This is a genomic window from Pantoea sp. 1.19 (assembly GCF_001922585.1).
Classification (GTDB): Bacteria; Pseudomonadota; Gammaproteobacteria; order Enterobacterales; family Enterobacteriaceae; genus 1-19.
Window position 1 is genome coordinate 152,965 of sequence record NZ_MRBS01000008.1, and the last position, 24,595, is coordinate 177,559.

General features: G+C 61.1%; 20 protein-coding genes and 3 tRNA genes. 14 read left to right on the forward strand and 9 right to left on the reverse strand.

Annotated features, from left to right (window positions below; genetic code table 11):
* Positions 1-31: 31 nt before the first annotated feature.
* The 3 genes from ptrA to recD are packed head-to-tail and all read left to right on the forward strand — an operon-like array spanning position 32 to position 8,324.
* Positions 32-2,920: a pitrilysin gene (ptrA, locus tag BS626_RS14880; protein WP_075183164.1), complete on the forward strand. Its 2,889-nt coding sequence runs from the start codon at positions 32-34 to the stop codon at positions 2,918-2,920.
* Positions 2,917-6,453: an exodeoxyribonuclease V subunit beta gene (gene recB, locus BS626_RS14885; protein ID WP_075183165.1), complete on the forward strand. Its 3,537-nt coding sequence runs from the start codon at positions 2,917-2,919 to the stop codon at positions 6,451-6,453. The genes ptrA and recB overlap by 4 nt, the downstream gene beginning before the upstream one ends.
* Positions 6,450-8,324 (forward strand): exodeoxyribonuclease V subunit alpha, encoded by a 1,875-nt coding sequence (recD, locus tag BS626_RS14890; RefSeq protein WP_075183166.1) that lies wholly within the window; start codon positions 6,450-6,452, stop codon positions 8,322-8,324. The genes recB and recD overlap by 4 nt, the downstream gene beginning before the upstream one ends.
* A 14-nt stretch (positions 8,325-8,338) precedes the next feature.
* On the opposite strand, the gene argA is transcribed toward recD, so the two are convergent.
* Positions 8,339-9,712 (reverse strand): amino-acid N-acetyltransferase, encoded by a 1,374-nt coding sequence (gene argA, locus BS626_RS14895; RefSeq protein WP_170870476.1) that lies wholly within the window; start codon positions 9,710-9,712, stop codon positions 8,339-8,341.
* 196 nt (positions 9,713-9,908) lie between these two features.
* Between argA and amiC the strand changes: the two genes are divergently transcribed.
* Positions 9,909-11,156, forward strand: a complete 1,248-nt coding sequence (gene amiC, locus BS626_RS14900) for an N-acetylmuramoyl-L-alanine amidase AmiC (RefSeq protein ID WP_075183168.1) — start codon at positions 9,909-9,911, stop codon at positions 11,154-11,156.
* Between the two features lie 66 nt (positions 11,157-11,222).
* On the opposite strand, the gene BS626_RS14905 is transcribed toward amiC, so the two are convergent.
* The 3 genes from BS626_RS14905 to BS626_RS14915 form a co-directional block, all read right to left on the reverse strand.
* Positions 11,223-11,299 (reverse strand) — tRNA-Met (locus tag BS626_RS14905).
* 36 nt (positions 11,300-11,335) lie between these two features.
* Positions 11,336-11,412: transfer RNA gene (locus BS626_RS14910), tRNA-Met, on the reverse strand.
* 56 nt (positions 11,413-11,468) lie between these two features.
* Positions 11,469-11,545 (reverse strand) — tRNA-Met (locus tag BS626_RS14915).
* 206 nt (positions 11,546-11,751) lie between these two features.
* On the opposite strand from BS626_RS14915, the gene mltA reads away from it, so the two are divergent.
* Both mltA and tcdA read left to right on the forward strand, forming a co-directional pair.
* On the forward strand, positions 11,752-12,861 hold the full coding sequence (gene mltA, locus BS626_RS14920; RefSeq protein ID WP_075183169.1) for a murein transglycosylase A: 1,110 nt from the start codon (positions 11,752-11,754) through the stop codon (positions 12,859-12,861).
* Positions 12,862-12,911: 50 nt separating this feature from the next.
* Positions 12,912-13,715 carry a tRNA cyclic N6-threonylcarbamoyladenosine(37) synthase TcdA gene (gene tcdA, locus BS626_RS14925; protein WP_075183170.1) on the forward strand — a complete coding sequence of 268 codons (804 nt, stop codon included), beginning with the start codon at positions 12,912-12,914 and terminating at the stop codon, positions 13,713-13,715.
* Here tcdA and csdE read toward each other — a convergent pair.
* Together csdE and csdA are read right to left on the reverse strand one after the other, a co-directional pair.
* A complete protein-coding gene (gene csdE / locus BS626_RS14930; protein ID WP_075183171.1) occupies positions 13,706-14,149 on the reverse strand; it encodes a cysteine desulfurase sulfur acceptor subunit CsdE in 444 nt (147 codons plus the stop codon). The two genes, tcdA and csdE, sit on opposite strands and share 10 nt — an antisense overlap.
* Entirely contained in the window at positions 14,149-15,357 is a 1,209-nt protein-coding gene (gene csdA / locus BS626_RS14935; RefSeq protein WP_075183172.1) for a cysteine desulfurase CsdA, read from the reverse strand. Before csdA ends, csdE begins: the two co-directional genes overlap by 1 nt.
* A gap of 195 nt (positions 15,358-15,552) precedes the next feature.
* On the opposite strand from csdA, the gene BS626_RS14940 reads away from it, so the two are divergent.
* The 4 genes from BS626_RS14940 to rlmM all read left to right on the forward strand — a co-directional run bounded on the left by BS626_RS14940 (position 15,553) and on the right by rlmM (position 18,600).
* Complete coding sequence (locus tag BS626_RS14940; protein WP_075183173.1) at positions 15,553-15,777, forward strand: YgdI/YgdR family lipoprotein; 225 nt, start codon at positions 15,553-15,555, stop codon at positions 15,775-15,777.
* A 353-nt stretch (positions 15,778-16,130) separates the two neighbouring features.
* Positions 16,131-17,048 carry a transcriptional regulator GcvA gene (locus BS626_RS14945; protein ID WP_075183237.1) on the forward strand — a complete coding sequence of 306 codons (918 nt, stop codon included), beginning with the start codon at positions 16,131-16,133 and terminating at the stop codon, positions 17,046-17,048.
* Between the two features lie 57 nt (positions 17,049-17,105).
* Positions 17,106-17,501, forward strand: a complete 396-nt coding sequence (locus BS626_RS14950) for a DUF423 domain-containing protein (protein ID WP_075183174.1) — start codon at positions 17,106-17,108, stop codon at positions 17,499-17,501.
* Entirely contained in the window at positions 17,494-18,600 is a 1,107-nt protein-coding gene (gene rlmM, locus BS626_RS14955; protein ID WP_075183175.1) for a 23S rRNA (cytidine(2498)-2'-O)-methyltransferase RlmM, read from the forward strand. The genes BS626_RS14950 and rlmM overlap by 8 nt, the downstream gene beginning before the upstream one ends.
* Before the next feature lie 30 nt (positions 18,601-18,630).
* Here the strand turns inward: rlmM and xni are convergent, their stop codons facing one another.
* The 3 genes from xni to queF form a co-directional block, all read right to left on the reverse strand.
* On the reverse strand, positions 18,631-19,395 hold the full coding sequence (gene xni, locus BS626_RS14960; RefSeq protein WP_075183176.1) for a flap endonuclease Xni: 765 nt from the start codon (positions 19,393-19,395) through the stop codon (positions 18,631-18,633).
* Between the two features lie 33 nt (positions 19,396-19,428).
* Complete coding sequence (gene ppnN, locus BS626_RS14965; RefSeq protein WP_075183177.1) at positions 19,429-20,793, reverse strand: nucleotide 5'-monophosphate nucleosidase PpnN; 1,365 nt, start codon at positions 20,791-20,793, stop codon at positions 19,429-19,431.
* Positions 20,794-20,929: 136 nt separating this feature from the next.
* Positions 20,930-21,775, reverse strand: coding sequence for an NADPH-dependent 7-cyano-7-deazaguanine reductase QueF (gene queF, locus BS626_RS14970; protein ID WP_075183178.1), 846 nt, complete (start codon positions 21,773-21,775; stop codon positions 20,930-20,932).
* Between the two features lie 76 nt (positions 21,776-21,851).
* Here queF and syd point away from each other — a divergent pair, with 76 nt between their 5' ends.
* From syd to BS626_RS14990, 4 genes are all read left to right on the forward strand, one after another.
* Entirely contained in the window at positions 21,852-22,397 is a 546-nt protein-coding gene (gene syd / locus BS626_RS14975; protein WP_075183179.1) for a SecY-interacting protein, read from the forward strand.
* A 604-nt stretch (positions 22,398-23,001) separates the two neighbouring features.
* Positions 23,002-23,331 (forward strand): YqcC family protein, encoded by a 330-nt coding sequence (locus BS626_RS14980; protein WP_075183180.1) that lies wholly within the window; start codon positions 23,002-23,004, stop codon positions 23,329-23,331.
* A complete protein-coding gene (gene truC, locus BS626_RS14985; RefSeq protein WP_075183181.1) occupies positions 23,324-24,109 on the forward strand; it encodes a tRNA pseudouridine(65) synthase TruC in 786 nt (261 codons plus the stop codon). Before BS626_RS14980 ends, truC begins: the two co-directional genes overlap by 8 nt.
* A 34-nt stretch (positions 24,110-24,143) precedes the next feature.
* The gene (locus BS626_RS14990; protein ID WP_075183182.1) at positions 24,144-24,590 is read left to right on the forward strand and encodes a flavodoxin; all 447 of its coding nucleotides are present in this window, start codon (positions 24,144-24,146) and stop codon (positions 24,588-24,590) included.
* The last annotated feature ends 5 nt before the right edge of the window (positions 24,591-24,595 follow it).

Below are 24,595 nucleotides of genomic sequence, written 5' to 3' on the forward strand. Positions count from 1 at the left end.
CGCCTTTCGCCAGAGCGTTCGAGGAGTTGTAATGCGTAGATTTGCCCTGTGGGTGAGCAGCCTGCTGCTGATAGTCGTGGCCTGGAGTCCGTTGACTCAGGCGGCGCAGGGATGGCGTCCGCTGGAGGAGCCGGTTAAAAAAAGCGAAAAAGATCCGCGCCAGTATCAGGCTATTGTCCTGGATAATGGCATGACGGTGCTGCTGGTTTCCGATCCGCAGGCGCCAAAGTCGCTGGCGGCGCTGGCGCTGCCGATCGGCTCGCTGGACGATCCCAATAGCCAGCTGGGGCTGGCACACTATCTGGAGCACATGGTGTTAATGGGCTCAAAGCGTTATCCCGAACCGGACAATCTGGCCGAATTTCTGAAAAAGCACGGCGGCAGCCATAACGCCAGCACCGCGCCATATCGTACCGCCTTCTATCTGGAGGTAGAAAACGACGCGCTGCAGCCGGCGGCAGATAGGCTGGCGGACGCCATTGCCGAACCGCTGCTCGATCCGGTCAATGCCAATCGCGAGCGCAATGCGGTGAACGCAGAGCTGACCATGGCGCGCTCGCGCGATGGTCTGCGAATGGCGCAGGTGGGGGCGGAAACCCTTAACCCCGCGCATCCGGCGGCGCGCTTTTCCGGTGGTAATCTGGATACGCTGAAAGACAAGCCCGGCAGCAAACTGCACGATGCCCTCACCGATTTCTGGCAGCAGCACTACTCGGCCAATCTGATGAAAGGGGTCATCTACAGCAATCAGCCGCTGGCGAAGCTGGCGCCGCTGGCCGCCGCCACTTTTGGTCGCATCGAAAATCGCCATGCCAGCGTACCGCAAATCAGCGAGCCGGTGGTCACTGACCAGCAGAAGGGCGTGATCATTCACTACGTCCCGGCGCAGCCGCGTAAGCAGCTTAAGATTGAGTTCCGCATTGCCAATAACGCCGATCGCTTTCGCAGTAAAACCGATACGCTGATTGGCTACCTGATCGGTAACCGCAGTAAAAATACCCTTTCTGACTGGTTACAGAGCCAGGGACTGGCCGACGGCATCACCGCCGGTGCCGATCCGGTTATCGATCGCAACGGCGGGGTGTTTGCCCTCTCCATTTCGCTGACCGATAAAGGGCTGGCGGAGCGCGATCGGGTGATCGCCGCGGTCTTTAGCTACCTCGAAATGCTGCGCAACAAAGGCATCGATAAACGTTATTTCGACGAAGTGTCCCGCGTACTGGACGTGGATTTCCGCTATCCGGCGATCACGCGCGACATGGACTATATCGAGTGGCTGGCGGACACCATGCTCCGCGTACCGGTCAGTGATACGCTGGTCGCACCCTATGTCGCCGACCGCTATGATCCGCAGGCGATAAAGCAGCGTCTGGACGAACTGACGCCGCAAAACGCCCGTATCTGGTTTGTCAGCCCAAAAGAGCCGCACAATAAAACCGCTTATTTTGTGGAGGCGCCTTATCAGGTTGACCGCATTACGCCACAGCGCTTCGCCCGATGGCAGCGCGAAGCCAGCCAGATAACGCTGAGTCTGCCATCGCTGAACCCCTACATCCCCGATGATTTCTCGCGGGTCGGCCAGTCGTCGTCGGCCACGCATCCTCAGCCGCTGATTAGCACGCCAGGCCTGCGCGTGTTCTATATGCCCAGCCGCTACTTTGCCGATGAGCCCCGGGCCAGTATTACGCTGGCGCTGCGTAATAAGGCGGCGATGCAAGACGCCCGGAGTCAGGTGCTGTTTGCGCTGAATGATTATCTTGCCGGACTGGCGCTGGATGAGATGAGTTCCCAGGCGTCTGTTGGCGGAATAAACTTCTCCACCCAGGAAGATGACGGCCTGCTGGTTCAGGCCAGCGGCTTTACCCAGCACCTGCCGGATCTGCTAAAAGATCTGCTGCACGGTTATGCCACCTACCAGCCCACTGAGGCGCAGCTGGCGCAGGCGAAATCCTGGTACCTGGAGCGTCTGGCCGCCGCTGACAAAGGCAAGGCCTTCGAGCAGGCGATTCAACCGATGCAGATGCTGTCGCAGCTTCCGTATACCGAGCGCAGCGAGCGGCGTGCGCTGCTGCAGAGCATCACCCTGCCGGAACTGCTGACCTGGCGTCAGAAGCTGCTGACGCAGGCGACCCCGGAAATGCTGGTGGTGGGCAATCTGGCTCCGCAGCGGGTGAAAACGCTGGCGGAAGCGTTGAAGACCCAGCTGGGCTGCAGCGGGCATGACTGGTGGCACAGCGAGTACGTCAACATTAATAAGCCGGTGCTGGCCAACATGCAGAAGGTGGGCAGCAGTACCGACTCCGCGCTGGCGGCGCTGTATGTTCCCCTGGGCTACGAAGAGTATCAGAGTATCGCCAGCAGCACGCTGCTGAGCCAGATTATTCAGCCGTGGTTTTATAATCAGCTGCGCACCGAGGAGCAGCTGGGCTACGCGGTGTTTGCCTTCCAGATGCCGGTGGGCCGGCAGTGGGGCATTGGCTTCCTGCTGCAAAGCAACAGCCAGCAGCCGGCTTATCTGCTGTCGCGCTATCAGGCTTTCTTCCCGCAGGCTGAGCAGCGGCTGCGGGAAATGAAGCCGGAAGATTTTGCCCAGTATCAACAGGCAATGATCAATGAGCTTCAGCAGCGCCCGCAGACGCTGGATGAAGAAGCCTCGCGTTTTACCAACGATTTTGATCGGGAAAACTACCGTTTTGATACGCGTGAAAAGGTCATTGAGCAGGCCAAACGGCTGACGCCGGCGGCGCTGGCCGACTTCTTTCATCGCGCGGTGATTCAGCAGCAGGGGCTGGCCATGCTGTCGCAAATCTCCGGTAGCCATCACGGCAAAGTGGATTATGCCGCGCCGGTCGGATTTACGACCTGGAAAACGCTGGCGGCCCTGCAGCAGTCGCTGCCGGTTAAGCGTGCTGAGCCATGAGCGCAAGTGTGGCTTTGCCGCTTGACCCGCTGTCTCTGCCGCTGACCGGCGTGCGTTTGATAGAGGCTTCTGCGGGAACCGGTAAAACCTTTACCATCGGTCTGCTCTGGTTGCGACTGCTGCTGGGCCTGGACGGCGAAAGCGGACGCCGCCCGCTGGGGGTTGAGGAGATCCTGGTGGTGACCTTTACCGAGGCCGCGACTGCCGAACTGCGCGGCAGGATCCGGGAAAATATTCACCAGCTGCGGCTGGCGTGTCTGCGCGGCGGCAGCGACCGGCCTGAGCTCGCGGCGCTGCTGGCCGAGCTGCCGGATAGCGCGCGGGCGGCACAGATGCTGCTGGCCGCGGAGCGGCAAATGGATGATGCCGCCATCTTTACCATTCACGGTTTCTGCCAGCGGATGCTGAGTCTGAACGCCTTTGAGTCCGGCATGCTGTTTGAACAGCAGCTGCTGGAGGATGAGTCGGCCTTGCGCCGTCAGGCGGCGGCGGATTTCTGGCGGCGTCATTGCTATCCGCTGCCGCAGCCCATTGCCGCGCGAGTGGCGGAGCACTGGCAGGGGCCGGACGATCTGCTGCGCACCCTGCAGCCGTGGCTCCAGGGCGAAACGCCAACGCTGAAAAATCCACCGGATCCGGATGAGACGCTGGAGCAGCGCCATGCAGCGCTGATTGCCCGCATTGATGCGATCAAGCTGGCCTGGCGAACCGCCGCCGGTGAAGTGGCCGCCCTGATTGCGGCGTCTGGCGTAGATAAACGCAGCTACAGCGCGCGCTATCTGCCCGGCTGGATTGAGAGCGTCTCGGCGTGGGCTCATCAGCCGACCGAAGACTATCAGCTTCCGAAGGCGCTGGATCGGTTTAGTCAGGCTCAGCTCGAGGAGAAAACCCGGAAAGGTGACGTTCCGCGTCACGCGCTGTTTCAGCAGATTGAAGCGTTTCTGGCCGAGCCGCTTGATTTGCGCGATCTGCTGATTGCCCGGGCGCTGAGCGCGATTCGCCGTTTAACCCGGCAGGAAAAACGCCAGCGTGCGCAGTTGGGGTTTGACGATCTGCTGTCCCGGCTGGATGAAGCGCTGGCCGCTCCCGGCGGCGAAGCGCTGGCGCAGCGTATTCGCCAGCGTTTTCCGGTTGCGCTGATCGATGAATTTCAGGATACCGATCCTCAGCAGTACCGCATTTTTCGTACGCTTTATGTAAGCCAGCCTGAGGTCGCTCTGCTGTTGATTGGCGATCCGAAACAGGCGATTTACGCCTTCCGCGGGGCGGATATTTTTACCTATATGAAAGCGCGTACAGAAGTTAGCGCTCACTACACAATGAGCACCAACTGGCGCTCTTCACCGGCCATGATTGCCGCGGTCAATCAGCTGTTTACCCTGCCTCCCCGGCCGTTCCTGTTTTCGGCGATTACGTTCTCACCGGTGGCGCCGTCACCCGCCCGCCAGGCTTTTGCACTACGCCTGCGCGATGAGGCCGAACCGGCGATGCGCATCTGGCTGCAGCCGGGAGAAGGTGTGGGAGTGAGTGAGTACCAACAATTTATGGCGCGTCAGTGCGCAGCCAGCATCCGCGACTGGCTGGAGGCCGGCCAGCGCGGTGAGGCCGTGCTGGACAGTGGTAGCACCCGCCGGCCGGTGAGCGCCGGCGATATCGCCGTGCTGGTGCGCAGCCGCCGCGAAGCGGCCCATGTCCGCGAGGCGCTGAGCCAGCGGCAGATTCCCTCGGTCTATCTCTCCAGCCGCGATAGCGTGTTTGCCACTCCGGAGGCGCGCGAACTGGGCTGGCTGCTGCAGGCGGTGTTGGCGCCCGAGCAGGAGCGATCGCTGCGCAGCGCGATGGCCACCAGCCTGTTTGGCCTTGACGCCGCCGCGCTGGACGCGCTGAATCAGGATGAGCGCGCCTGGGATGCCCTCGTCGACGAGTTTAGCGACTACCGTCAGCACTGGTTCAAACGCGGCGTCTTACCCATGCTGCGCGAGGTGATGCGGCGGCGAGCGCTGGCGGAAAGCCTGCTGGCGACGCCGGGCGGCGAGCGCCGGCTGACCGATCTGCTCCACCTTGGGGAGCTGCTGCAGGAGGCCTCTACCCAGTTGGACAGCGAGCCGGCGCTGCTCCGCTGGCTGCATCAGCAGATTGCCCAGCCCAACTGGCAGTCCGCCAGTCAGCAGCTGCGGCTGGAGAGCGACCGTCACCTGGTGCAAATCATTACTATCCACAAAGCCAAGGGGCTGGAGTACCCGCTGGTCTGGCTGCCGTTTGCGGCCGCGTTTCGCGAAGCGGACGGCGGGCTATATCACGACCCCGACAGCGGTGATGCAGTCCTGGATTTGCAGCAGGCCGGGGAGAGTCGCCAGCGCGCGGAACAGGAGCGGCTGGCCGAAGATCTGCGACTGCTGTACGTGGCGCTAACCCGCTCTGTCTGGCACTGCAGCATCGGCCTCGCGCCGGTGTTTCGCGGCAACCGTAAAAAGAGCGGCGACAGCGATCTTGCTAAAAGCGCCCTTGGCTGGCTGCTGGGCGGTGGCAATCCGCTCAGCGCGGAGACGCTGCGGCAGGCGCTGGTGCCGCTGTCCACGGCCGGTATTGCGGTCACCGAGTGTGGCCCAACCGACCTGCAGCCCTGGCAGCCGGATCTGCCGGCGGCGCCGGTGCTTAGCAGCGCCCAACTGACGCGGGTGCTGCAGGATGACTGGCGGGTTACCAGCTACTCCGGCCTGCAGCAGCACGGTAGCGGCGGCGTGTTTGACCTGCTGCCAAAGCTGGATGTGGATGCCGCCGGTGAAGGGCGGGCCAGCGACGCGCTGGCGCTGACGCCGCACAGCTTTCCGCGCGGCGCGGCTCCCGGCACGTTTCTTCACGGCCTGTTTGAAACGCTCGATTTTACTCAGCCGATCGACCCGGACTGGCTGGCCGATCAGCTGGCGCAGCAGGGGCTGGATGAGGGCTGGCTCCCGGTGATGCAGGAGTGGCTGTCGGCGATCCTGCAGGCGCCGCTCGGCGACAGCGGTGCCACGCTGCAGGCAGTGAGCAATGCTGATAAGCAGGCGGAGCTGGCGTTCTTTCTGCCCATCGACGGGCTGTTGACGGCGATGGCGCTGGATACGCTTATTCGCCGGCACGATCCGCTGTCGGCGCAGGCCGGTCATCTGCAATTTCGTCAGGTACAAGGCATGCTGAAAGGCTTTATAGACCTGGTGTTTCGCTGGCAGGGGAAATATTACCTGCTGGACTATAAGTCGAACTGGCTGGGGGAAGATGCCAGCGCCTATACTCCGGAGGCGATGGCGGCAGCCATGGTTTCGCATCGTTACGATCTGCAGTATCAGCTCTACAGCCTGGCGCTGCACCGCTATCTGCGCCACCGGCTGACAGACTACGATTACGATCGCCATTTTGGCGGCGTTTTTTATCTCTTTTTGCGCGGCGCCGATGCCGATCGTCCGGGGCAGGGCGTCTGGCAGACCCGACCGGATGCCGATTTTATTGCCCGGCTCGACGCGCTATTTCAACACGGGGAGAGTTCGACATGAGCAGCCTGGAAATGCTGCTGCGCCAGGCGGTAAGCGTCGGCGCGCTGCGCGCGCTGGACGTCCAGTTTGCCCGGCTGCTGGCCGCTGACAGCCACCCGCTATGGCAGCTGGTGGCCGCGCTGGTCAGCGCGGAGGCCGGTGAGGGCCATGTCTGCCTGCCGCTGGCGCACATCGTACCGGAAAATCTGCTGGGCGGTCGCCATCCAACGCTGGCCGCGGCGCTGTGGCAGGCCGCCGGCGCGCCGGCCTCCACGGAACAACTGGCTGCCGGGCTGGCGGCGTGGCCGGCGCTGGGGCGCGGTGACTCCCCGACCCCGCTGGTGTGGCAGCGCGATCGCCTGTATCTGCAGCGGCTGTGGCAGAGTGAGGGGCGGGTCGCATCGTTTTTTGCCCGGGCGGCGCTGCAGACTGCCGCCGCCCCGCCCGGGGTGCGCGCGCGGCTGGACGCCCTGTTTGGCGACGGCGCGCTAGACTGGCAAAAAATTGCCGCCGCGGTGGCGCTGACCCGTCGGGTATCGGTGATCTCCGGCGGGCCGGGTACCGGTAAGACCACTACCGTGGCCCGGCTGCTGGCGGCGCTGCTGCAAACCGCCGAGGGGCCGCTGCGGATTTATATGGCGGCGCCAACCGGCAAAGCGGCGGCCCGGCTCACCGAGTCCCTCGGCAAGGCGCTGGCGGCGCTGCCGCTGAGCGAGTCGGAGCGGCAGCGGTTTCCCGCGGAGGCCACCACGCTGCACCGGCTGCTGGGCGCGCGGCCTGACAGCCAGCGGCTGCGTCACCATCGCGACAATCCGCTACACCTTGACGTGCTGGTGGTCGATGAGGCCTCAATGGTCGATCTGCCCATGATGGCTAACCTGCTGGCGGCGCTGCCGCCGCAGGCGCGGATCCTGTTTCTCGGCGATCGTGACCAGCTGGCGTCGGTAGAGGCCGGCGCGGTGCTGGGGGATATTTGCCGTTTTGCTGAGCAGGGCTATAGCGCCGCGCGGGCTAAAGAGCTGGAGGCGCTGACCGGTTGCACGCTGCCCGCCGGCGAGGCGCAGGGCAGCCCGGTGCGCGATACCCTCTGCCTGCTGCGTCACAGCTACCGCTTTGATGCCGGTTCGGGCATTGGTCAGCTGGCGCAGGCGGTGAACCGCGGCGACAGCGCGCGGGTTAATCAGGTCTTTGACGCCGGTTTTGACGATATTGCACGCTTTCCGCTGAGCGACAGCGAGCAGTATCAGCGGCTGCTGCACGCCGCAGTAGCGGGCTACCGGCCGTTTTTACAGCAGGTGGCGGCCGGGGCACCGCCGCAGGCAGTGCTGAGCAGCTTCAATGATTTTCGCCTGCTCTGCGCGCTGCGCGAAGGACCGTTTGGCGTCAGCGGTCTGAACGAGCGGGTTGAGCTGTCGCTGCATCAGCAGCGGCTGATTAGCCGGCCGGCGGAAGGGCGCGGGCGCTGGTATGTGGGGCGGCCAGTGATGATTGCCCGTAACGACAGCGCGCTGGGGCTGTATAACGGCGACATCGGTATCGCGCTGCCGGACGCAGAGAACGCGTTAAAAGTGTGGTTTTTGCTGCCGGACGGCACGCTGAAGGCGGTACAGCCGAGTCGCCTGCCGCCGCACGATACCGCGTGGGTGATGACGGTACATAAATCGCAGGGGTCGGAATTTAGCCATACCGTGCTGGTGATGCCGAATAAGAGCCTGCCGGTACTGACCCGTGAACTGGTGTATACCGCCATCACGCGCGCGCGCCAGCGACTCACGCTGTATAGCGATCCGCGGGTGTTCGAGCGGGCGGTGGCGCAGCGCACCGTGCGGCGCAGCGGGCTGGCGGAGCGTCTGAACGATGAAGCACCGATCGGCGCTCCGCCTGAGCATTAACCCGCTGCGGTCGCTCAGCGGTTGCCCTGGTGCGTCAGGTCGGCCATCAGCACCTTTGAGCGGCGCTGATAGTTATACATCTGCTTTTTGGTTTCCGGCAGCCGCTCAATATCGACCGGGGTGAAACCGCGCTCCTGGAACCAGTGGATACTGCGGGTCGTCAGGACAAACAGCTTTTCCAGCCCCATCTGCCGCGCCTGCAGGGCAATGCGCTGCAGCAGCGCTTCCCCGCGCGAGGAGCTGCGGTAATCGGGATGCACGGCGACGCAGGCCATCTCGCCGATTTTCTCTTCCGGGAAGGGATAGAGGGCGGCGCAGGCGATGGTCAGGTTATCGCGCTCAATGATGGTAAATTTGTCGATCTCCATCTCCAGCTGCTCGCGCGAGCGGCGCACCAGAATTCCCTGCTGCTCCAGCGGGCGGATCAGTTCCAGAATGCCGCCGAGATCGTTAATGGTGGCCCGGCGGATCTGCTCCGCCGATTCCATCACGATTTGGGTGCCAATGCCGTCCCGGGAGAACAGCTCCTGCAGCAGCGTACCGTCCTGCTGGTAGCTGATCAGGTGACTGCGACGCACGCCGCTGCGGCAGGCTTTCACCGCGCCGCGTAAAAAACGTACGGTACCAGAGTGATAGTCACCGCGGCTTTCCAACGCTTCAATTCGCGCCTGCGCATCGTTGGGAAACAGCTCAGAAATCGTGTTGCCGGCTTCATCAATCACCCCCTGCCCGGAGCAAAAGCCAATCATTTTTTCCGCCCGCAGCTTGATAGCCAGCTGGGTAGCAACCTCTTCTGACGTCAGGTTAAAGCTCTCGCCGGTGACCGAGACGGCCACCGGGCCAAGCAGGACAATCGCTCCGCTGTCGAGCTGACGGTGGATAGCGTCTTCGTCGATGCGGCGAATCCGGCCGCTGTGGCAATAATCGACGCCGTCATCGACCCCCAGCGGCTGGGCAATGATAAAGTTGCCGCTGACCACGTTGATGTGTGCTCCCTGCAGCGGAGTGTTACTGAGGCTCATCGACAGGCGCGCGGTGATATCGAGCTGTAGCCGGCCGGCGGCCTGTTTGACCAGCTCCAGCGACTGCGCGTCGGTGACGCGGGTATGCTTATGATAAACCGGCTCCAGCTGATGTTCCGCCAGGTTCGCGTCAATCTGCGGGCGCGCCCCGTACACCACCACCAGGCGAATACCGAGGCTGTGCAGCAGGCCAATATCGTTGACGATGCTGGAGAAGTTATCATGCTCAATGGCTTCGCCGCCCAGCATGATGATAAACGTTTTTCCCCGGTGGGTATTGATGTAGGGGACGGTATGACGAAATCCCTGAACCAACTCGGTACTACGTTCCTTCACGACAAACCTCTTTGAATTTTTATTCGAAATTAATGTATTTTTATTCTTTTATGTCGCCGCGCGCAAGCGGAAATTTCCCGGACGGGTCGTTGCCTGCCGCCGCCGCCTGGCGTGTAAAGACGCGAAATATGCCATTTTTTCGGATGACACCGGCATGCCAATTCGCTAAAGTTTTTCCCCACTTTTTTTGGCTGATGTCTTTACTACGGCAAACGTACGGAGCGGCATGTCCGATTCATCCACTTTTCTTACCCGACGCCGTTTGCTGCAGGGCGCTGGCGCCGTGGGATTATTGAGCGTGACCCGACTGGGCATGGCAGCCAACCGTCATGTACTGGCGGTGCGCCTGTGGCCATCCTCCACCTATTCGCGCCTGACGCTGGAGTCCAGCGCACCGCTGGAATACAAGCAGTTTGCGCTTAGCCAGCCCGAACGGGTGGTGATTGATATTAAGCATCTGCGCCTTAACCGCACGCTGAAAGGGGTGAGCGAGCTGGTGCGCGCGGACGATCCCTGGATCAAAAGCGTGCGCGTGGGCCAGTTTGATCCGACCACTGTCCGGCTGGTGCTGGAGCTGAAGCAAAATGTCACGCCGCGCACTTTCTCGCTCGGGCCGGTGGCCGGTATTAAAGACAGGCTGGTGCTGGATCTCTACCCGGCCAGCGCGCCGGCCGAAGCGGATCCGCTGCTGGCGCTGCTGGAGGAGTACAACAACGGCTCGCTGGAAAAGACGCAGCCGGCGCAGGCACCACTGCCGGGCAAGGCCGGGCGGGACCGGCCGATTGTTATCATGTTAGATCCCGGCCACGGCGGCGAAGATCCCGGCGCAATTGGCAAACATAAGACCCGGGAAAAAGACGTGGTGCTGAAGATTGCCCGTCGCCTGAAGGCGTTAATTGATAAGCAGCCGAATATGCGCGCCTACATGACGCGTAATGAAGATGTGTTTATTCCGCTGAAGGTGCGGGTGGCGAAGGCGCGCAAGCAGCGCGCGGATCTGTTTATTTCGATTCACGCTGATGCCTTTACCAGCCGCGCTGCGCGCGGTTCATCCGTATTTGCCCTGTCCACCAGGGGGGCCACCAGCACCGCCGCGCGCTTTCTGGCACAAACCCAGAATGAATCCGACCTGATAGGCGGCGTCAGCATGAGCGGAGATCGCTATTTGGATCACACCATGTTCGATATGGTGCAAAGCCTGACCATCAACGACAGCCTGAAGTTTGGTCATGAGGTGCTAGGCCGGCTCGGCAAGGTGAATCATCTACACAAGCGCAGCGTCGATCAGGCTGGCTTCGCGGTGCTAAAAGCCCCGGATATCCCCTCGATTCTGGTGGAAACGGCGTTTATCAGTAACCTGGAAGAGGAGCGTAAGCTGCGCACCGCGCGTTTTCAGCAGCAGGTCGCGGAGTCGATTCTGGCCGGCATCAAGGCTTATTTCAGTAAGGGCGCCGCGCTGGCGCCGCATAAATAGCGGCGGGCAGGCGGGGCGTCCCGGACGACGGGCAAAAAAAAACACCCGACGGGTGTTTGATTGTGTTGGTTGCGGGGGCCGGATTTGAACCGACGACCTTCGGGTTATGAGCCCGACGAGCTACCAGGCTGCTCCACCCCGCGTCCGTATTGTTGTTGATGGTTCTCACCGTAGTGAGTTGGTTGCGGAGGCCGGATTTGAACCGACGACCTTCGGGTTATGAGCCCGACGAGCTACCAGGCTGCTCCACCCCGCGTCCGTATGCCATCATATTGTTTCACCGTCGTGCTGAGCAGTTGCACCGTCGTGAATTGGTTGCGGGGGCCGGATTTGAACCGACGACCTTCGGGTTATGAGCCCGACGAGCTACCAGGCTGCTCCACCCCGCGTCCGTGGATGCGCACTATACTCCCCGTGAGCATTGATGCAACCCTTTTTTACCCCGCGGCGCTGATTTTGCCGCTGACTGCTGAAAATTTCTCCCGTTCGCCGTCGCGCCCGGCAAGGGAGCGCGGCTCTTTTTCGGTCTGACCATTTCAAAAGCTGAAGGGCTTTGTTATCTTCCGAAAAATTTTCGCCGGCTGAGGAGAAGGCAATGGTTGGGTTCTGGACGAAAGCGGCATGGGCAGGCGCAGTATTAGCGCTGTTGGCGGGATGCGCTTCCCGACCGACCGATAAAGGTCAGCAGTATATTGATGGCAAGCTGGATCAGCCGCTGGCGCTGGTCAACCAGCCGAATGCCAAAGGGCATCCGGTTAATGCGCTGGACTATGCCAGCCAGGTGACTGAAATTCAGCGCGCCTCGCCGCGCCTGTTTACCCGCGAGCAGAGCACTTATTCCGCGGTGCAGCAGTGGCTGATGGCCGGCGGCGACACGCGTCAGCTGCGTCAGTTTGGACTGAATGCCTTTCAGATGGAGGGGGCCGATAACTTCGGAAACGTGCAGTTTACCGGTTATTACACCCCGGTGGTCCAGGCGCGCTACACCCGGCAGGGTGAATTTCAGTATCCCATTTACCGCCTGCCGCCGCGCAACGGTAAACGTCAGCTGCCGAGCCGCGCGGACATCTACAGCGGCGTCATCGACGAGCGCTACGTTATTGCCTGGAGCAATTCGCTGATGGATAACTTTATTATGGACGTACAGGGCAGCGGCTATATCGACTACGGCGACGGGCGGCCGCTGACCTTCTTCGGCTACGCCGGTAAAAACGGCCACGCTTATCGCAGTATTGGCAAAGTGCTGATCGATCGCGGTGAAGTGAAGCGGGAGGATATGTCGATGCAGGCGATTCGCCAGTGGGCGGAAGCGCACAGCCCGGCGGAAGTGCGTGAGCTGCTGGAGCAGAATCCGTCATTTGTCTTCTTTAAGCCTGAGCCTTTTACACCGGTGCGCGGCGCGGCGGCGGTCCCGCTGGTCGCGAAGGCTTCAGTGGCCTCCGATCGCGCGCTGATCCCCACCGGCAGTACCCTGCTGGCCGAGGTGCCGATCCTCGACAACCAGGGGAAGTTCACCGGGAAATATGAAATGCGGGTAATGGTCGCGCTGGATGTGGGCGGGGCAATTAAAGGCCAGCACTTTGATATCTATAAAGGCATTGGGCCGGAAGCGGGCCATCAGGCGGGCTTCTTTAACCACTACGGGCGCGTGTGGGTGCTACGCCCGGCGCCGGGCACCGGCACGCCGCTGTTTGCCAATCAGTGAGCCGTAACGGGGGCGGCGTGCATGGCCCCCGCAAGCAATGAGGAACAGAAATGACGATGTTGTCTGACGCCTGGCGTCAACGGTTTGGCGGCACCGCCCGGCTGTATGGAGAATCCGCACTACAGCTGTTTGCCAGCAGTCACGTATGCGTGGTGGGCATAGGCGGCGTAGGCTCCTGGGCCGCGGAGGCGCTGGTGCGCACCGGGATTGGTGCGGTCTCGCTGATCGATATGGACGATGTCTGTATCACCAATACCAACCGGCAACTTCACGCGCTGCAGGGTAACGTGGGTCAGGCAAAGACCGAGGTGATGGCAGAACGCCTGCGGCGCATCAATCCGGAGTGCCAGATCGCCTGCATCGATGACTTTCTGACGCCGGAAAATGCCGCCACGCTGCTGTCCGGCGGTTTTGACTACGTGATTGATGCCATCGACAGCGTGCGGCCGAAGGCCGCGCTGATTGCCTGGTGTCGGCGCAACAAGCTGCCGCTGGTCACCATCGGCGGCGCCGGCGGGCAGATCGATCCCACGCAGATTCAGGTCGCCGATTTGGCAAAAACCATTCAGGATCCGCTGGCCGCTAAGCTGCGCGAACGACTGAAAAGCGATTTTGGCATCGTAAAAAACAGCAAAGGGAAGCTGGGCGTTGACTGTGTGTTTTCAACTGAAGCGCTGAAGTACCCGCAGGCGGACGGTTCGGTGTGCGCTTCGCGCAGCACCGCCGAGGGGCCGAAGCGTATGGACTGCGCGTCGGGGTTTGGCGCCGCCACGATGGTGACGGCCACCTTTGGCTTTGTTGCCGTTTCCCACGCGCTGAAGAAGATGCAGGCAAAGGCCGCCCGTCAGGACTGAGCCGCTGCCCGCTGCACCGCCTCCGCCAGCGCCTGCAGGCCGCTGCTGCGCGAGGCGCTGAGCTGCGTCCGCAGCCCCAGCTCGGTAAACAGCGCCAGCGGATCGCGGCCCTGTAGCGCCTCAGGCGTCTGTCCCTCTACGGCGGTCAGCAGTACCGCCAGTAGCCCGCGCACGATCCGCCCTTCGCTGTCGCCGTAAAAATGCAGCGTGCCGTCGGGTTGTCGCTGCCAGCCAAGCCAGACGCGGTTTTCGCAGCCGCTCAGCTCCCGCTCCGGCGTTTTCAGAGCCGGCGGCAGCGGCGGCAGCTGCTTGCCCAGCAGGATGAGCTGGCGGTAGCGATCTTCCCACTGCGCACAGCGCGCAAAGGTTGCGCGTAGGGCATCAGCGGTAAGCTCGGTGGCAAACGGGTGGGGGGCAATCAGCGTGTCAGACATTATTCTTCCAGTAATAGCGCACAGGCGTGCTGTACGGCGCTGACCAGCGCCGCCACGTCCTGCCGGGTATTGTAAGGGGCAAACGAAGCGCGCAGTGTACCGCTTACGCCCAGCGCCTGCATCAGCGGCTGAGCGCAGTGCTGTCCGGCGCGCAGGGCAATCCCCGCTTCCGCCAGCAGGGTCACCAAATCGCTGTGGTGAACGCCGGCAATATCAAACGCCAGCAGGGCGCTGTTGCCGGTGCGGAAGCTGCGAAAGCCGGGCAGGGCGCTGAGCTGCGCTTCGGCCTGCGCCGCCAGCTGACAGCTGTACGCTTCGGCGGCGGGCAGGTCGATCGTTTCCAGCCAGTGCAGGGCGGCGCTCAGACCGGTGACGCCGGCGACGTTCGGTGTTCCGGCCTCAAAGCGCCACGGTACCGGCTGCGGGGTAAAGTTATCAAAACTGACTGCGCTGACCATTTTCCCGCCGGTTTGCCACGGTGCCATCTCCTCCAGCAGCGCGGCTTTGCCATACAGCGCGCCGATGCCGGTGGGACCGTAAAGTTTGTGACCGGAGAAAGCGTAAAAGTCGATATCCAGCCGACGCACGTCGGCCGGGGCGTGTACCACGCCCTGGGCACCATCAATCATCACTACTGCACCGACCGCGTGCGCCGCCGCAATGGCGCGCGGCAGATCCGGCATACCGCCGGTCACGTTGGACATCTGCCCCAGGGCCAGCAGGCGCGTGCGCGGGCCGAGTAGTGCCGGTAAACGCTCCAGATCGGGCAGCCGCGCGGCATTGAGCGGCAGACGCACCACGCGGGCGCCGGTCTGCTGCGCCAGCTGTAGCCAGGGGACCAGGTTGGCATGATGTTCGGCCTCACTGACGACAATCTCATCGTCCGGCGCCAGCCGCGGTCGCAGCCAGCTTTGCGCGACCAGGTTGATCGCCTCGGTGGTGCCGCGCGTCCAGACGATTTCACGCTCGCTGGCGGCGTTCAGCAGGCGGGCCACCTGGCCGCGCGCCTGCTCGTAGCGGGCGGTGAGCGCCTGCGCAGCGGCAAACTGACTGCGGTGCACCGTGCCGGCGCTTAGGCGATAAAAGGCCTCGCAGGCCTCAATAACCGCCAGCGGTTTTAGCGCGGTCGCGGCGCTGTCGAGATAGACCCCGGCATCATCCAGTGCCGGAAACTGCCGGCGGAAGGCGGCGGGTTGAAAAGCGTACATAGTCCCCTCATCGGATAAAAAACCAGGACCAGGCTGAAAGCGAAGTCGGTGACTGGCAAAGCGCGGAAAGCGCGTTATGCTATTTTAGGTAATACATTGAGAATTACCTGCATTGAAACGGCGCTTTCCGCGTGAGAATCACCAGGCTATGCGCTGCAGGGACTTATCGCATCTTCATACTGCAAGGAGTAGAACATGAAAAAGATTGCCGCCATTTTCGCCGCCTGTGCCATGACCCTGTCTCTGGCCGCTTGTTCCAGCAACTACGTGATGCATACCAATGATGGTCGCACTATCGTTGCCGACGGTAAGCCTATGGTAGACGATGATACCGGGATGATCAGCTACAAAGATGCCAACGGCATGAAGCAGCAGATCAATAAAGGTGACGTGAAAGAGATGGTGGAGATGGGCCAGTAACGGTCGCGTCCCGACACCGGCAAAAAAAAAGCACCGCAGTTTGCGGTGCTACTGATATCACTATGGACAGACAGGATAAATCTTCAGGAAATAAAACAGGGCAGTTACCTACCCGGATCGGCAATCGCCGATCAATAAGCAAACACAACATCACGACCACAAGCCAAAAGCCTTTCAAATCTGTCTGCGATCTCTCGCACAAAATTTAAACTGCTTTTCGTTCCGGCTCTGGAAGTGGCGCAACTATAGGTATTTGCTGGAAAGTGCTCAACGGACAAATTATAATGCCTCAGATAAAAAAAACTAATCTGTAACACGCGATTACATCCCGGCCCTGAGTAATGAATAAAATCATGTCTAAACGTCTTCCCCCGCTTAACGCCCTGCGCGTTTTTGATGCCGCCGCGCGCCATTTAAGCTTTACCAAAGCCGCTGAGGAGCTGTTTGTCACCCAGGCTGCCGTCAGCCATCAGATCAAATCTTTGGAAGATTTTCTCGGTCTTAAGCTGTTTCGGCGAAAGAATCGTTCGCTGTTGCTCACTGAGGAAGGACAAAGTTACTATCTCGACATCAAAGAGATCTTCTCGGCAATCAACGACGCCACGCGCAAACTGCAGTCGCGCAGCGCCAAGGGGGCACTGACCGTCAGCCTGCTGCCCAGCTTTGCGATTCAGTGGCTGGTGCCACGCCTCTCCAGCTTTAACTCAGCTTATCCGGGAATCGACGTGCGCATCCAGGCGGTGGACCGCGAGGAGGAGAAGCTGGCGGACGATGTCGACGTGGCCATTTTTTACGGCCGCGGCAACTGGCCGGGCCTGCGGGTAGAAAAGTTGTATGCCGAGTATCTGCTGCCGGTCTGTGCGCCGCAGCTGCTCACCGGCGAGCAGCCGCTTAAATCGCCCGCCGATCTGGCGCGCTTCACGCTGCTGCATGATGCTTCGCGTCGTGACTGGCAGGCGTATATCCGCCAGCTGGGCCTGAACCACATCAGCGTGCAGCAGGGGCCGATTTTTAGCCACAGCGCGATGGTCCTGCAGGCGGCGATCCACGGTCAGGGCGTGGCGCTGGCCAATAACGTGATGGCTCAAAGTGAAATCGAGGCCGGGCGACTGGTCTGCCCATTTAACGATGTATTGGTCAGTAAAAATGCTTTTTATCTGGTTTGTCATGACAGTCAGGCAGAACTCGGTAAAATAGCCGCTTTTCGACAGTGGATACTGGCGAAAGCCGCCAGCGAACAAGAAAAATTTCGCTTTCGCTACGCGCACTGATGCCGATTCCGGCCGGATGCCCTTTACGCACCGGCCCGTTGCTGAGGAGTGACCCCTATGTCCAGTCGGGCAATGCTGATTTTTGCCGCGCTGAGCGGTTTTTTCTACGTGATGTTTGGCGCGTTTGGCGCCCATGTGCTTAGCCAGTCGCTGGGCGCTACCGAAATGGCATGGATTAAAACGGGGCTGGACTATCAGGCCACGCACACGCTGGCGATTGTCGGGCTGGCGGCGGTGATGCTGCGTCGCGCCAATATCTGGTTTTACTGGAGCAGCGCACTGATGGCGCTGGGTACCGTCCTGTTTAGCGGCAGCCTGTACTGCCTGGCGCTGTCCCACCTGAAGATGTGGGTATTTGTCACGCCGGTTGGGGGCACCTGCTTCCTGATTGGCTGGCTGTTGATGTTAATTGGCGCGTTGCGTCTGAAGAAACGAGGCGATCGCCATGAATAAAGTGTTGTTGTACTGCCGTCAGGGATTTGAAAAAGAGTGTGCGGCGGAGATCACCGCTAAAGCGGCGGAGCTGGGCGTATTAGGTTTTGCCCGGGTAAAAGAGCAGGCCGGATACCTGCTGTTTGAGTGTTATCAGCCGCAGGAGGCTGAAAAGTTGATCAGCGAGCTGCCGTTCTCCTCGCTGATTTTTGCCCGACAGATGGTGCTGGTGGGTGAGCTGCTGCGCGATCTGCCACCGGAAGATCGTATCTCACCGATCGCCGGAATGCTGCAGGGCGCGGTGGAGAAGGCCGGCGATCTGCGCGTCGAGGTGCCGGATACCAATGAAGCGAAAGAGCTGCTGAAATTTTGCCGTAAGCTTACCGTACCGCTGCGCGCGGCGCTGCGGCAGCAGGGCGTGCTGCTGAACTACGAAAGTTCGAAGCGGCCGGTCGTGCATGTGTTTTTCATCGCGCCGGGCACCTGCTACGTCGGCTACTCGCTCACTCAGAATAATTCGCCGTTTTTTATGGGTATCCCGCGTCTGAAGTTCCCTGCCGATGCGCCGAGCCGCTCTACGCTGAAACTGGAAGAGGCGTTTCACGTCTTTATTCCGGCCGATGAGTGGGACGAGCGGCTCGCCAGCGGGATGCGCGCGGTGGATCTTGGCGCCTGCCCCGGCGGCTGGACCTATCAGCTGGTCAAGCGCAGCATGTGGGTCGATGCGGTGGACAACGGCCCGATGGCGCCGAGCCTGATGGATACCGGTCAGGTGACCCATCGCCGCGAAGACGGTTTCAAATACCAGCCGGTGCGCAGTAACAACGACTGGCTGGTGTGCGATATGGTGGAAAAACCGGTGCGCGTGGCGCATCTGATGGCAAAATGGCTGATCAACGGCTGGTGCCGCGAGGCAATTTTTAACCTGAAGCTGCCGATGAAAAAACGGTACGAAGAGGTGACGCAGAATCTGGCGCTGATCGCATCGCTGCTGGAGGCGGAGGGAATCAACGCGCAGTATCAGGCGCGTCAGCTGTATCACGATCGCGAAGAGGTGACGGTGCACATTCGCCGCATCTGGGGAGCCATTCCCGGACGCCGCGACGAGCGCGACCGCTAATCCCCCGCGGGGTGCCAGGCGGTGCCCCGCTTATCCTTCGGCGTGCGGATAGCGCAGCGCCTGCAGATTACCCCCCAGCGTCAGATCGGTCTGCAGGGTCGCGACCCGGCGGCATATCAGCGCCAGATCGCGGCCGTCTTCCAGCTTCTGTCGCCACTTTGGCGGTATCGCTGCAAGCTGCTGATAGATCCCCTCCAGTGACCCATAGCGGGTCAGCAGTTCGCTGGCGGTTTTCGGCCCGATGCCGCTGACGCCGGGAATTTTGCTGCTGCTGATGCCGGCCAGCCCCCAGTAGTCGGTGAGCTGATCCGCCCGTACGCCAAACGCATCGGCAATAAACGGCACGTCCAGCCAGCGCTTCTGAAAATAGTCGCGAATGCGCAGCTGCGGTGACAGTAGCTGGCAGTAGCCTTTGTCGGTGGAGACCAGCGTTGCCTGATGCCCCTGCGCGACCACCCGGCTCACCAGCGTTGCCGCCAGATCATCCGCCTCTTCGCCGGCCGCCTGCCAGCAGGCAACGCCTGTCTGCGCAAAGGCGTCGCGGATGGCGGGCAGGTCGGCGGCGAGATCCTCCGGCATCGGCGGGCGGCCGGCTTTATAGTCGGGCAGCAGGCGGTGACGCCAGCCCTGATGACGGCGATCGTCATCGAAGACCGCCACCGCATGGGTGGGCGCGGTATGCCCCAACAGCTGTTGCAGCGCCGCCGCGCAGCGCGGGGCGCAGGGCGATCCCTGCACGGCGTGAATACGGCGAATCAGGTTGAGGGCATCAACTACCAGTAAATGCAATGTCATAAGCACAGGGGGGCAGCAGGCTGCCCCGGTGGGTTAGTGAACGATTTCATAGCACGGGATATAGGCACTGCCGGGCAGCTTCATGCGCTGCTGCGCCACAAAACCCTGCAGCAGCGCATCCATCCGGCGCATCAGCTGCGGGTCGCCGCGCAGCTGATAGGGACCACGCTCGCCAATAGCGCGAATGCCAACGTCTTTCACGTTGCCGGCGACGATGCCGGAAAACGCGCGACGCAGCGCTGAGGCCAGTTTTTCTGGCGGCTGATCGGGATGCAGATTGAGGTTGGCCATATTTTCATGGCTGGGCATAAACGGCATCTGGAAGTCCGGCGCGATGCGAATGGACCAGTTAAAGCTGTAGGCGTCACCGGTTTCACGGCGGTGCTCTTTCACTCGCGGCATCGCGTTCTTCATCTGCCGGGCCACTTCGGCGGCATCATCAATGATGATGGTGTAGTGGCGGCGCGCCGCTTCGCCGAGCGTACTGACAATAAATTCATCCAGCACCTGGAAGTAATCTGCGCTCTCCTTTGGTCCGGTGAGGATCAGCGGCAGCACCTCATCGCGGTTATGCGGATTCATCAGGATACCCAGCAGGTAAAGCAGCTCTTCCGCCGTTCCGACCCCGCCCGGGAAGATCACGATACCGTGGGCCATGCGCACAAACGCCTCGAGCCGCTTTTCGATGTCCGGCATGATGATCAGTTCGTTGACCAGCGGGTTGGGGGGTTCAGCGGCAATGATCGACGGCTCCGTCAGGCCGATAAAGCGCCCCTCTTTGTAGCGCTGCTGTGCGTGACCGACCGCAGCGCCTTTCATGGGGGCCTCCATCACGCCCGGCCCGCAGCCGGTACAGATATTCAGCTCGCGCAGGCCCATTTGCGCGCCGACGCTGCGGCAATACTGATACTCCACGGCGTTAATGGAGTGTCCGCCCCAGCACACCACCAGATTCGGATCTTCCCCTACGTGCAGTGCGCGCGCGTTGCGCAGGATTGAGAACACCAGGTTGGTGATGTGGCTGCTGTCGGTCATGTTCAGCTGTTGAAAACGGCCGGCGTTATCAATCTGACCATTCACGAACAGGATATCGCGCAGAACGGCAAACAGGTTAGCCTGTAGCGCGCGGATGATGCGGCCATCCACAAAGGCGTCTTCCGGCGGATTAATCAACTCCAGCTTAACGCCGCGCTCGCGACGCAACACATTGATGTCAAAGCTTTCGAAGCGGGAGAGCAACTCATGGCTGCTGTCGGTCAGGCTCCCGGAGTTCAGTACGGCGAGTGAACAGTTGCGAAACAGTTGATACAGGTCGCTGCTGGCCGTGCGCTTCAGCATATCGACTTCCAGCTGGGACAATAAATCCATCGAGCCCAAAGGGCTTACATGTGTAATCAAGACAACTCCTTAACACCCGCCAGGGTGACGAATGGTACCGGGCCTCTGCTGCTGCAGAGATCCGGTACCAGAGTAGCGCTCCGCGGGGGGAAATCACAACATTAACAGGCTGTTTACTTTCGCTGACGTCAGGCGATCACTGTCGCACCAGCCGCGACAGCGTCGGCTGAAACGGTCCGTTACTGCGCCAGGGATTAATGTCCAACCCGCCGCGGCGGGTGTAGCGCGCGTAAACGCTGAGGGTTTCCGGCTGGCAATAGCGTAAAATGTCGTTAAAAATACGCTCCACGCACTGCTCGTGAAACTCGTTGTGATGGCGGAAAGAGACCAGGTAGCGCAGCAGCGCTTCCCGATCAATCCGCGGCCCGCGGTAGCTGATCTGCACTGACCCCCAATCGGGCTGATTGGTGATCAGGCAATTGGATTTTAGCAGGTGGCTGACCAGCTGCTCCTCAACCACCTCTCTGCCGGCGGCACCCTCCAGCAGAGTGGCATCAAACGCCCAGCGATCGATAGTGATATCCTGCTCATCAATGCAGTCACCGCTCAGGCGGCCAATGGGCTGCCCCTCAATTTCCGCCAGGCGAAACAGGGCCACGGTTACCTGGCCCTGTGCGCAGTGGCTAAGATCGCGCTCCAGCGTTTCGCGCACCGCGCCCCAGTCGGCAAAGTGCGTTTGGTTAAAGCTATTGAGATATAGCTTAAAACTCTTTGATTCGATCAGGTTCAGACTGTCGGCGTCGAGCATCACCTCACCGACCGCCACCTGCGGCACGCCCCGGGCGTTCAGCCACGAGAGTTCATACAGCGTCCAGATATCGCGGCCGTGAAACGGCAGCGCTGCCGCATCCAGTCCGAGCGGATCGCGATTCAGCGTGCGCGGGACCGGCTGCAATAGCGAAGCATCATAGCGGTCGTGATATTCTGTGGCCTTGCCGAGCGTCAGGCCGGAAAGGGCCTGATGATTTTCGTACGATGACATAACGTTACCTTCGTGCTGTCCCATTCACCGGTTTGGGCGCTAAGTGTAACGCAGCCAGACAGCAGGAGAAAAAAGAATGACAGGCCACACCGCCGATGCGCTACGCGACTTCACCAGACGCTATCTGGAGAGCTGGGAACAGCAGCGTGGCCACGGACCCGAAAGTGAGGCGCTGTACGGCGTACCCTCACCCTGCATCGTGAGCAGCGGCGACGCCGTCGTCCGCTGGCGGCCGCAGCCGTTTACGCTGGCGAAAAATCTGGATGCGGTAGGCCGCGCCCTGGAGATACGTATTAATGAGCAGGTGGTCGCGCTGTATACCAGCCAGTTTGCCGGCGATATGGACGCCGAGTTTATGGGACGTCCGATAGCTCTGCTTCAGACCTGGAGCGAAGCCGATTTTACCCGCGTGCAGGAGAACCTGATTGGCCATCTGGTGATGCAGCGGCGGTTAAAGCAGACGCCGACGCTGTTTGTGGCCACGACCGCGTCAGAGCTGGAGATCATCGCCGTCGATAACCTGACCGGTGCGGTGGTACTGGAGAAGCTCGGCACATCGATTCGTCAGCCGCTGGCGGGCGATCTGCCCCAGTTCCTGGCCGCGCTGCGTCCCGCGATCTGAACAGTGGAGCAATACGCCACTGTTCATGTGAGAGATCTCTTACAAACTCTGTGAGAGATCGCTTTGACTTACATTAAGGCATTTCGTTCAAATTTTATTATGTGATAATAAATCAACTGGTTAGCAGATAATGCTCTCTTTTTGCCGAAAATTGTCCCCTGAACGTTATTTTAGCATCTTGTTTCTTTTTGCCAGACGGTCAAAATACCCCCTATCGAACAGGACGTTCGGGAGCAGGATGCCTCGTCAGGATGCGAGAGCTTCAGGATGAAGCGACAGTGTCAGGATGACGAACAGGGAAGCGGTTCAGGAAGAACCCGGACATCCCAGGATGGGAGACAAGGACACCTCCAGGACGGAGAATGAGAACCGCACAGGATGCGCGGCGGATCAGGACGATCGGGAACACATCATGATGATGTAGTCAGGAAGACTGAAAGGAAAAGTTTTCACGGACGAGCAGGGAGCACAGACGTTGCGGGAATGCGACAAACGAACCGGGAGCACTGTTTTACAGTGCTCCCTTTTTTTATTTCATTTTCCTACCGGCGCTGCCCAATGCTATTCTTGCCGCCGTTTTAAGCTTTTTCCGTGAGTCACCAGCATGAGCCGTGAAATCTTGTTACAGCATCTGCACGCCGTCGAAATCGCCCTGCGCGACACCGCTAACTGGCAGCAGCAAGCGCCTGCGCCGGAAGCTTTCGACAGCAGTCAACCCTTTTGCGTGGATACGATGGCCCCGACCGAGTGGCTGCAGTGGGTTCTGCTGCCGCGGATGCGGGCAATTCTGGATAGCGGTGCGCCGCTGCCATCCGACTTTGCGCTGACGCCCTATTTTGAAATGGCGCTGCCGGCAGACTTTTCCGGACGCCTGCTGATTTTACTGCGCCTCGGCGCGCTGGATGACTGGTTCGCCGGTCCGCGCGATGCTTGAGGTCCTGTATCAGGATCGCTGGCTGGTGGCAATCAATAAGCCGGCCGGCTGGCTGGTGCACCGCAGCTGGCTGGATCGCCATGAAAAAGTGGTGGTCATGCAGACGCTGCGCGACCAGCTCGATCGCCACGTCTTTACCGTCCACCGCCTCGATCGCCCCACCTCGGGCGTCCTGCTGCTGGGATTATCCAGCGAGGTCGCGCGGCGGCTGGCGCAGCAATTTGAGCAGCATCAGCTGCAAAAAACCTACCATGCGCTGGTGCGTGGCTGGCTGAGCGGCGCCGATCGCCTCGACTATCCGCTGCTGGAAGAACGCGACAAGATCGCCGATAAGCACGCCAGCGGTGAGCGCGTACTGCAATCGGCAACCACCCGCTGGCAAAGCCTGGCGCAGGTGGAGAAGCCGGTGCCGGTTGGTCGCTATGACTGCGTGCGCTACACGCTGGTGGCACTGCAGCCGGAAACCGGGCGTAAACATCAGCTGCGACGCCACATGGCGCACCTGCGGCATCCCATTATCGGCGATACGCGGCACGGCGACCTGCGTCAGAATCGCGCCGCCGCCAGCCATTTTGACTGCGGACGGTTGATGCTACACGCCAGCGAGCTGGCGCTCACGCACCCGGTGACCGGGGAGCCCCTGCGCTTGCGCGCCGGGCTTGATCGCCACTGGCAGAATATGATGCAGCAGTTTGGCTGGCAGGATCTGCTGCCCGAGCTGCCGCGCGACCGCGGCGATAGCCCGGCTCTTCAGCATGACGTGCCCGGCGCACGTTAACCCCCAACCCAGGCAATCCGGAGAACAGATTTCTATGGCGAAGATTGGAATTTATGTCGGTACGGTTTATGGCAATGCGCTGCTGGTGGCCGAAGAGGCCGAGCCGCTGTTAACGGCACAGGGCCACCAAGTGACCGTCTACGAAGAGCCGCGGTTCAGCGACTGGTCATCCGACGGCAGTCAGGTGGCGCTGATCGTCACCTCTACCACCGGTCAGGGAGATTTACCGGCTGGCCTGCAGCCGCTCTATCAGGCGATTCAGGATCGGCTTGGCCACCAGCCGGCGCTGCGCTACGGCGTGATTGCGCTGGGCGACAGCAGCTATGAGCACTTTTGCGGGGCCGGACGCCGCTTTGATGCGCTGCTGCAGGAGCAGGGAGCCACGCGCATCGATCGGCTTCTGACCGTAGATGCCATCGATACGCCGGTGCCGGAAGAGGTGACCTCTCCCTGGGTTGAGGCCTGGGGCAAACAGCTTTAAGCGAG

Bases quoted from the DNA above. Each gene is read 5' to 3' on its own strand.
- xni (WP_075183176.1), bottom strand. From the start codon at position 19,395: ATGACATTGCATTTACTGGTAGTTGATGCCCTCAACCTGATTCGCCGT.
- BS626_RS14940 (WP_075183173.1), top strand. From the start codon at position 15,553: ATGAAAAAGATTGCCGCCATTTTCGCCGCCTGTGCCATGACCCTGTCT.
- BS626_RS14950 (WP_075183174.1), top strand. From the start codon at position 17,106: ATGTCCAGTCGGGCAATGCTGATTTTTGCCGCGCTGAGCGGTTTTTTC.
- csdA (WP_075183172.1), bottom strand. From the start codon at position 15,357: ATGTACGCTTTTCAACCCGCCGCCTTCCGCCGGCAGTTTCCGGCACTG.
- csdE (WP_075183171.1), bottom strand. From the start codon at position 14,149: ATGTCTGACACGCTGATTGCCCCCCACCCGTTTGCCACCGAGCTTACC.
- ptrA (WP_075183164.1), top strand. From the start codon at position 32: ATGCGTAGATTTGCCCTGTGGGTGAGCAGCCTGCTGCTGATAGTCGTG.
- mltA (WP_075183169.1), top strand. From the start codon at position 11,752: ATGGTTGGGTTCTGGACGAAAGCGGCATGGGCAGGCGCAGTATTAGCG.
- queF (WP_075183178.1), bottom strand. From the start codon at position 21,775: ATGTCATCGTACGAAAATCATCAGGCCCTTTCCGGCCTGACGCTCGGC.
- syd (WP_075183179.1), top strand. From the start codon at position 21,852: ATGACAGGCCACACCGCCGATGCGCTACGCGACTTCACCAGACGCTAT.
- BS626_RS14990 (WP_075183182.1), top strand. From the start codon at position 24,144: ATGGCGAAGATTGGAATTTATGTCGGTACGGTTTATGGCAATGCGCTG.
- BS626_RS14945 (WP_075183237.1), top strand. From the start codon at position 16,131: ATGTCTAAACGTCTTCCCCCGCTTAACGCCCTGCGCGTTTTTGATGCC.
- truC (WP_075183181.1), top strand. From the start codon at position 23,324: ATGCTTGAGGTCCTGTATCAGGATCGCTGGCTGGTGGCAATCAATAAG.
- tcdA (WP_075183170.1), top strand. From the start codon at position 12,912: ATGACGATGTTGTCTGACGCCTGGCGTCAACGGTTTGGCGGCACCGCC.
- recD (WP_075183166.1), top strand. From the start codon at position 6,450: ATGAGCAGCCTGGAAATGCTGCTGCGCCAGGCGGTAAGCGTCGGCGCG.
- amiC (WP_075183168.1), top strand. From the start codon at position 9,909: ATGTCCGATTCATCCACTTTTCTTACCCGACGCCGTTTGCTGCAGGGC.
- rlmM (WP_075183175.1), top strand. From the start codon at position 17,494: ATGAATAAAGTGTTGTTGTACTGCCGTCAGGGATTTGAAAAAGAGTGT.
- recB (WP_075183165.1), top strand. From the start codon at position 2,917: ATGAGCGCAAGTGTGGCTTTGCCGCTTGACCCGCTGTCTCTGCCGCTG.
- BS626_RS14980 (WP_075183180.1), top strand. From the start codon at position 23,002: ATGAGCCGTGAAATCTTGTTACAGCATCTGCACGCCGTCGAAATCGCC.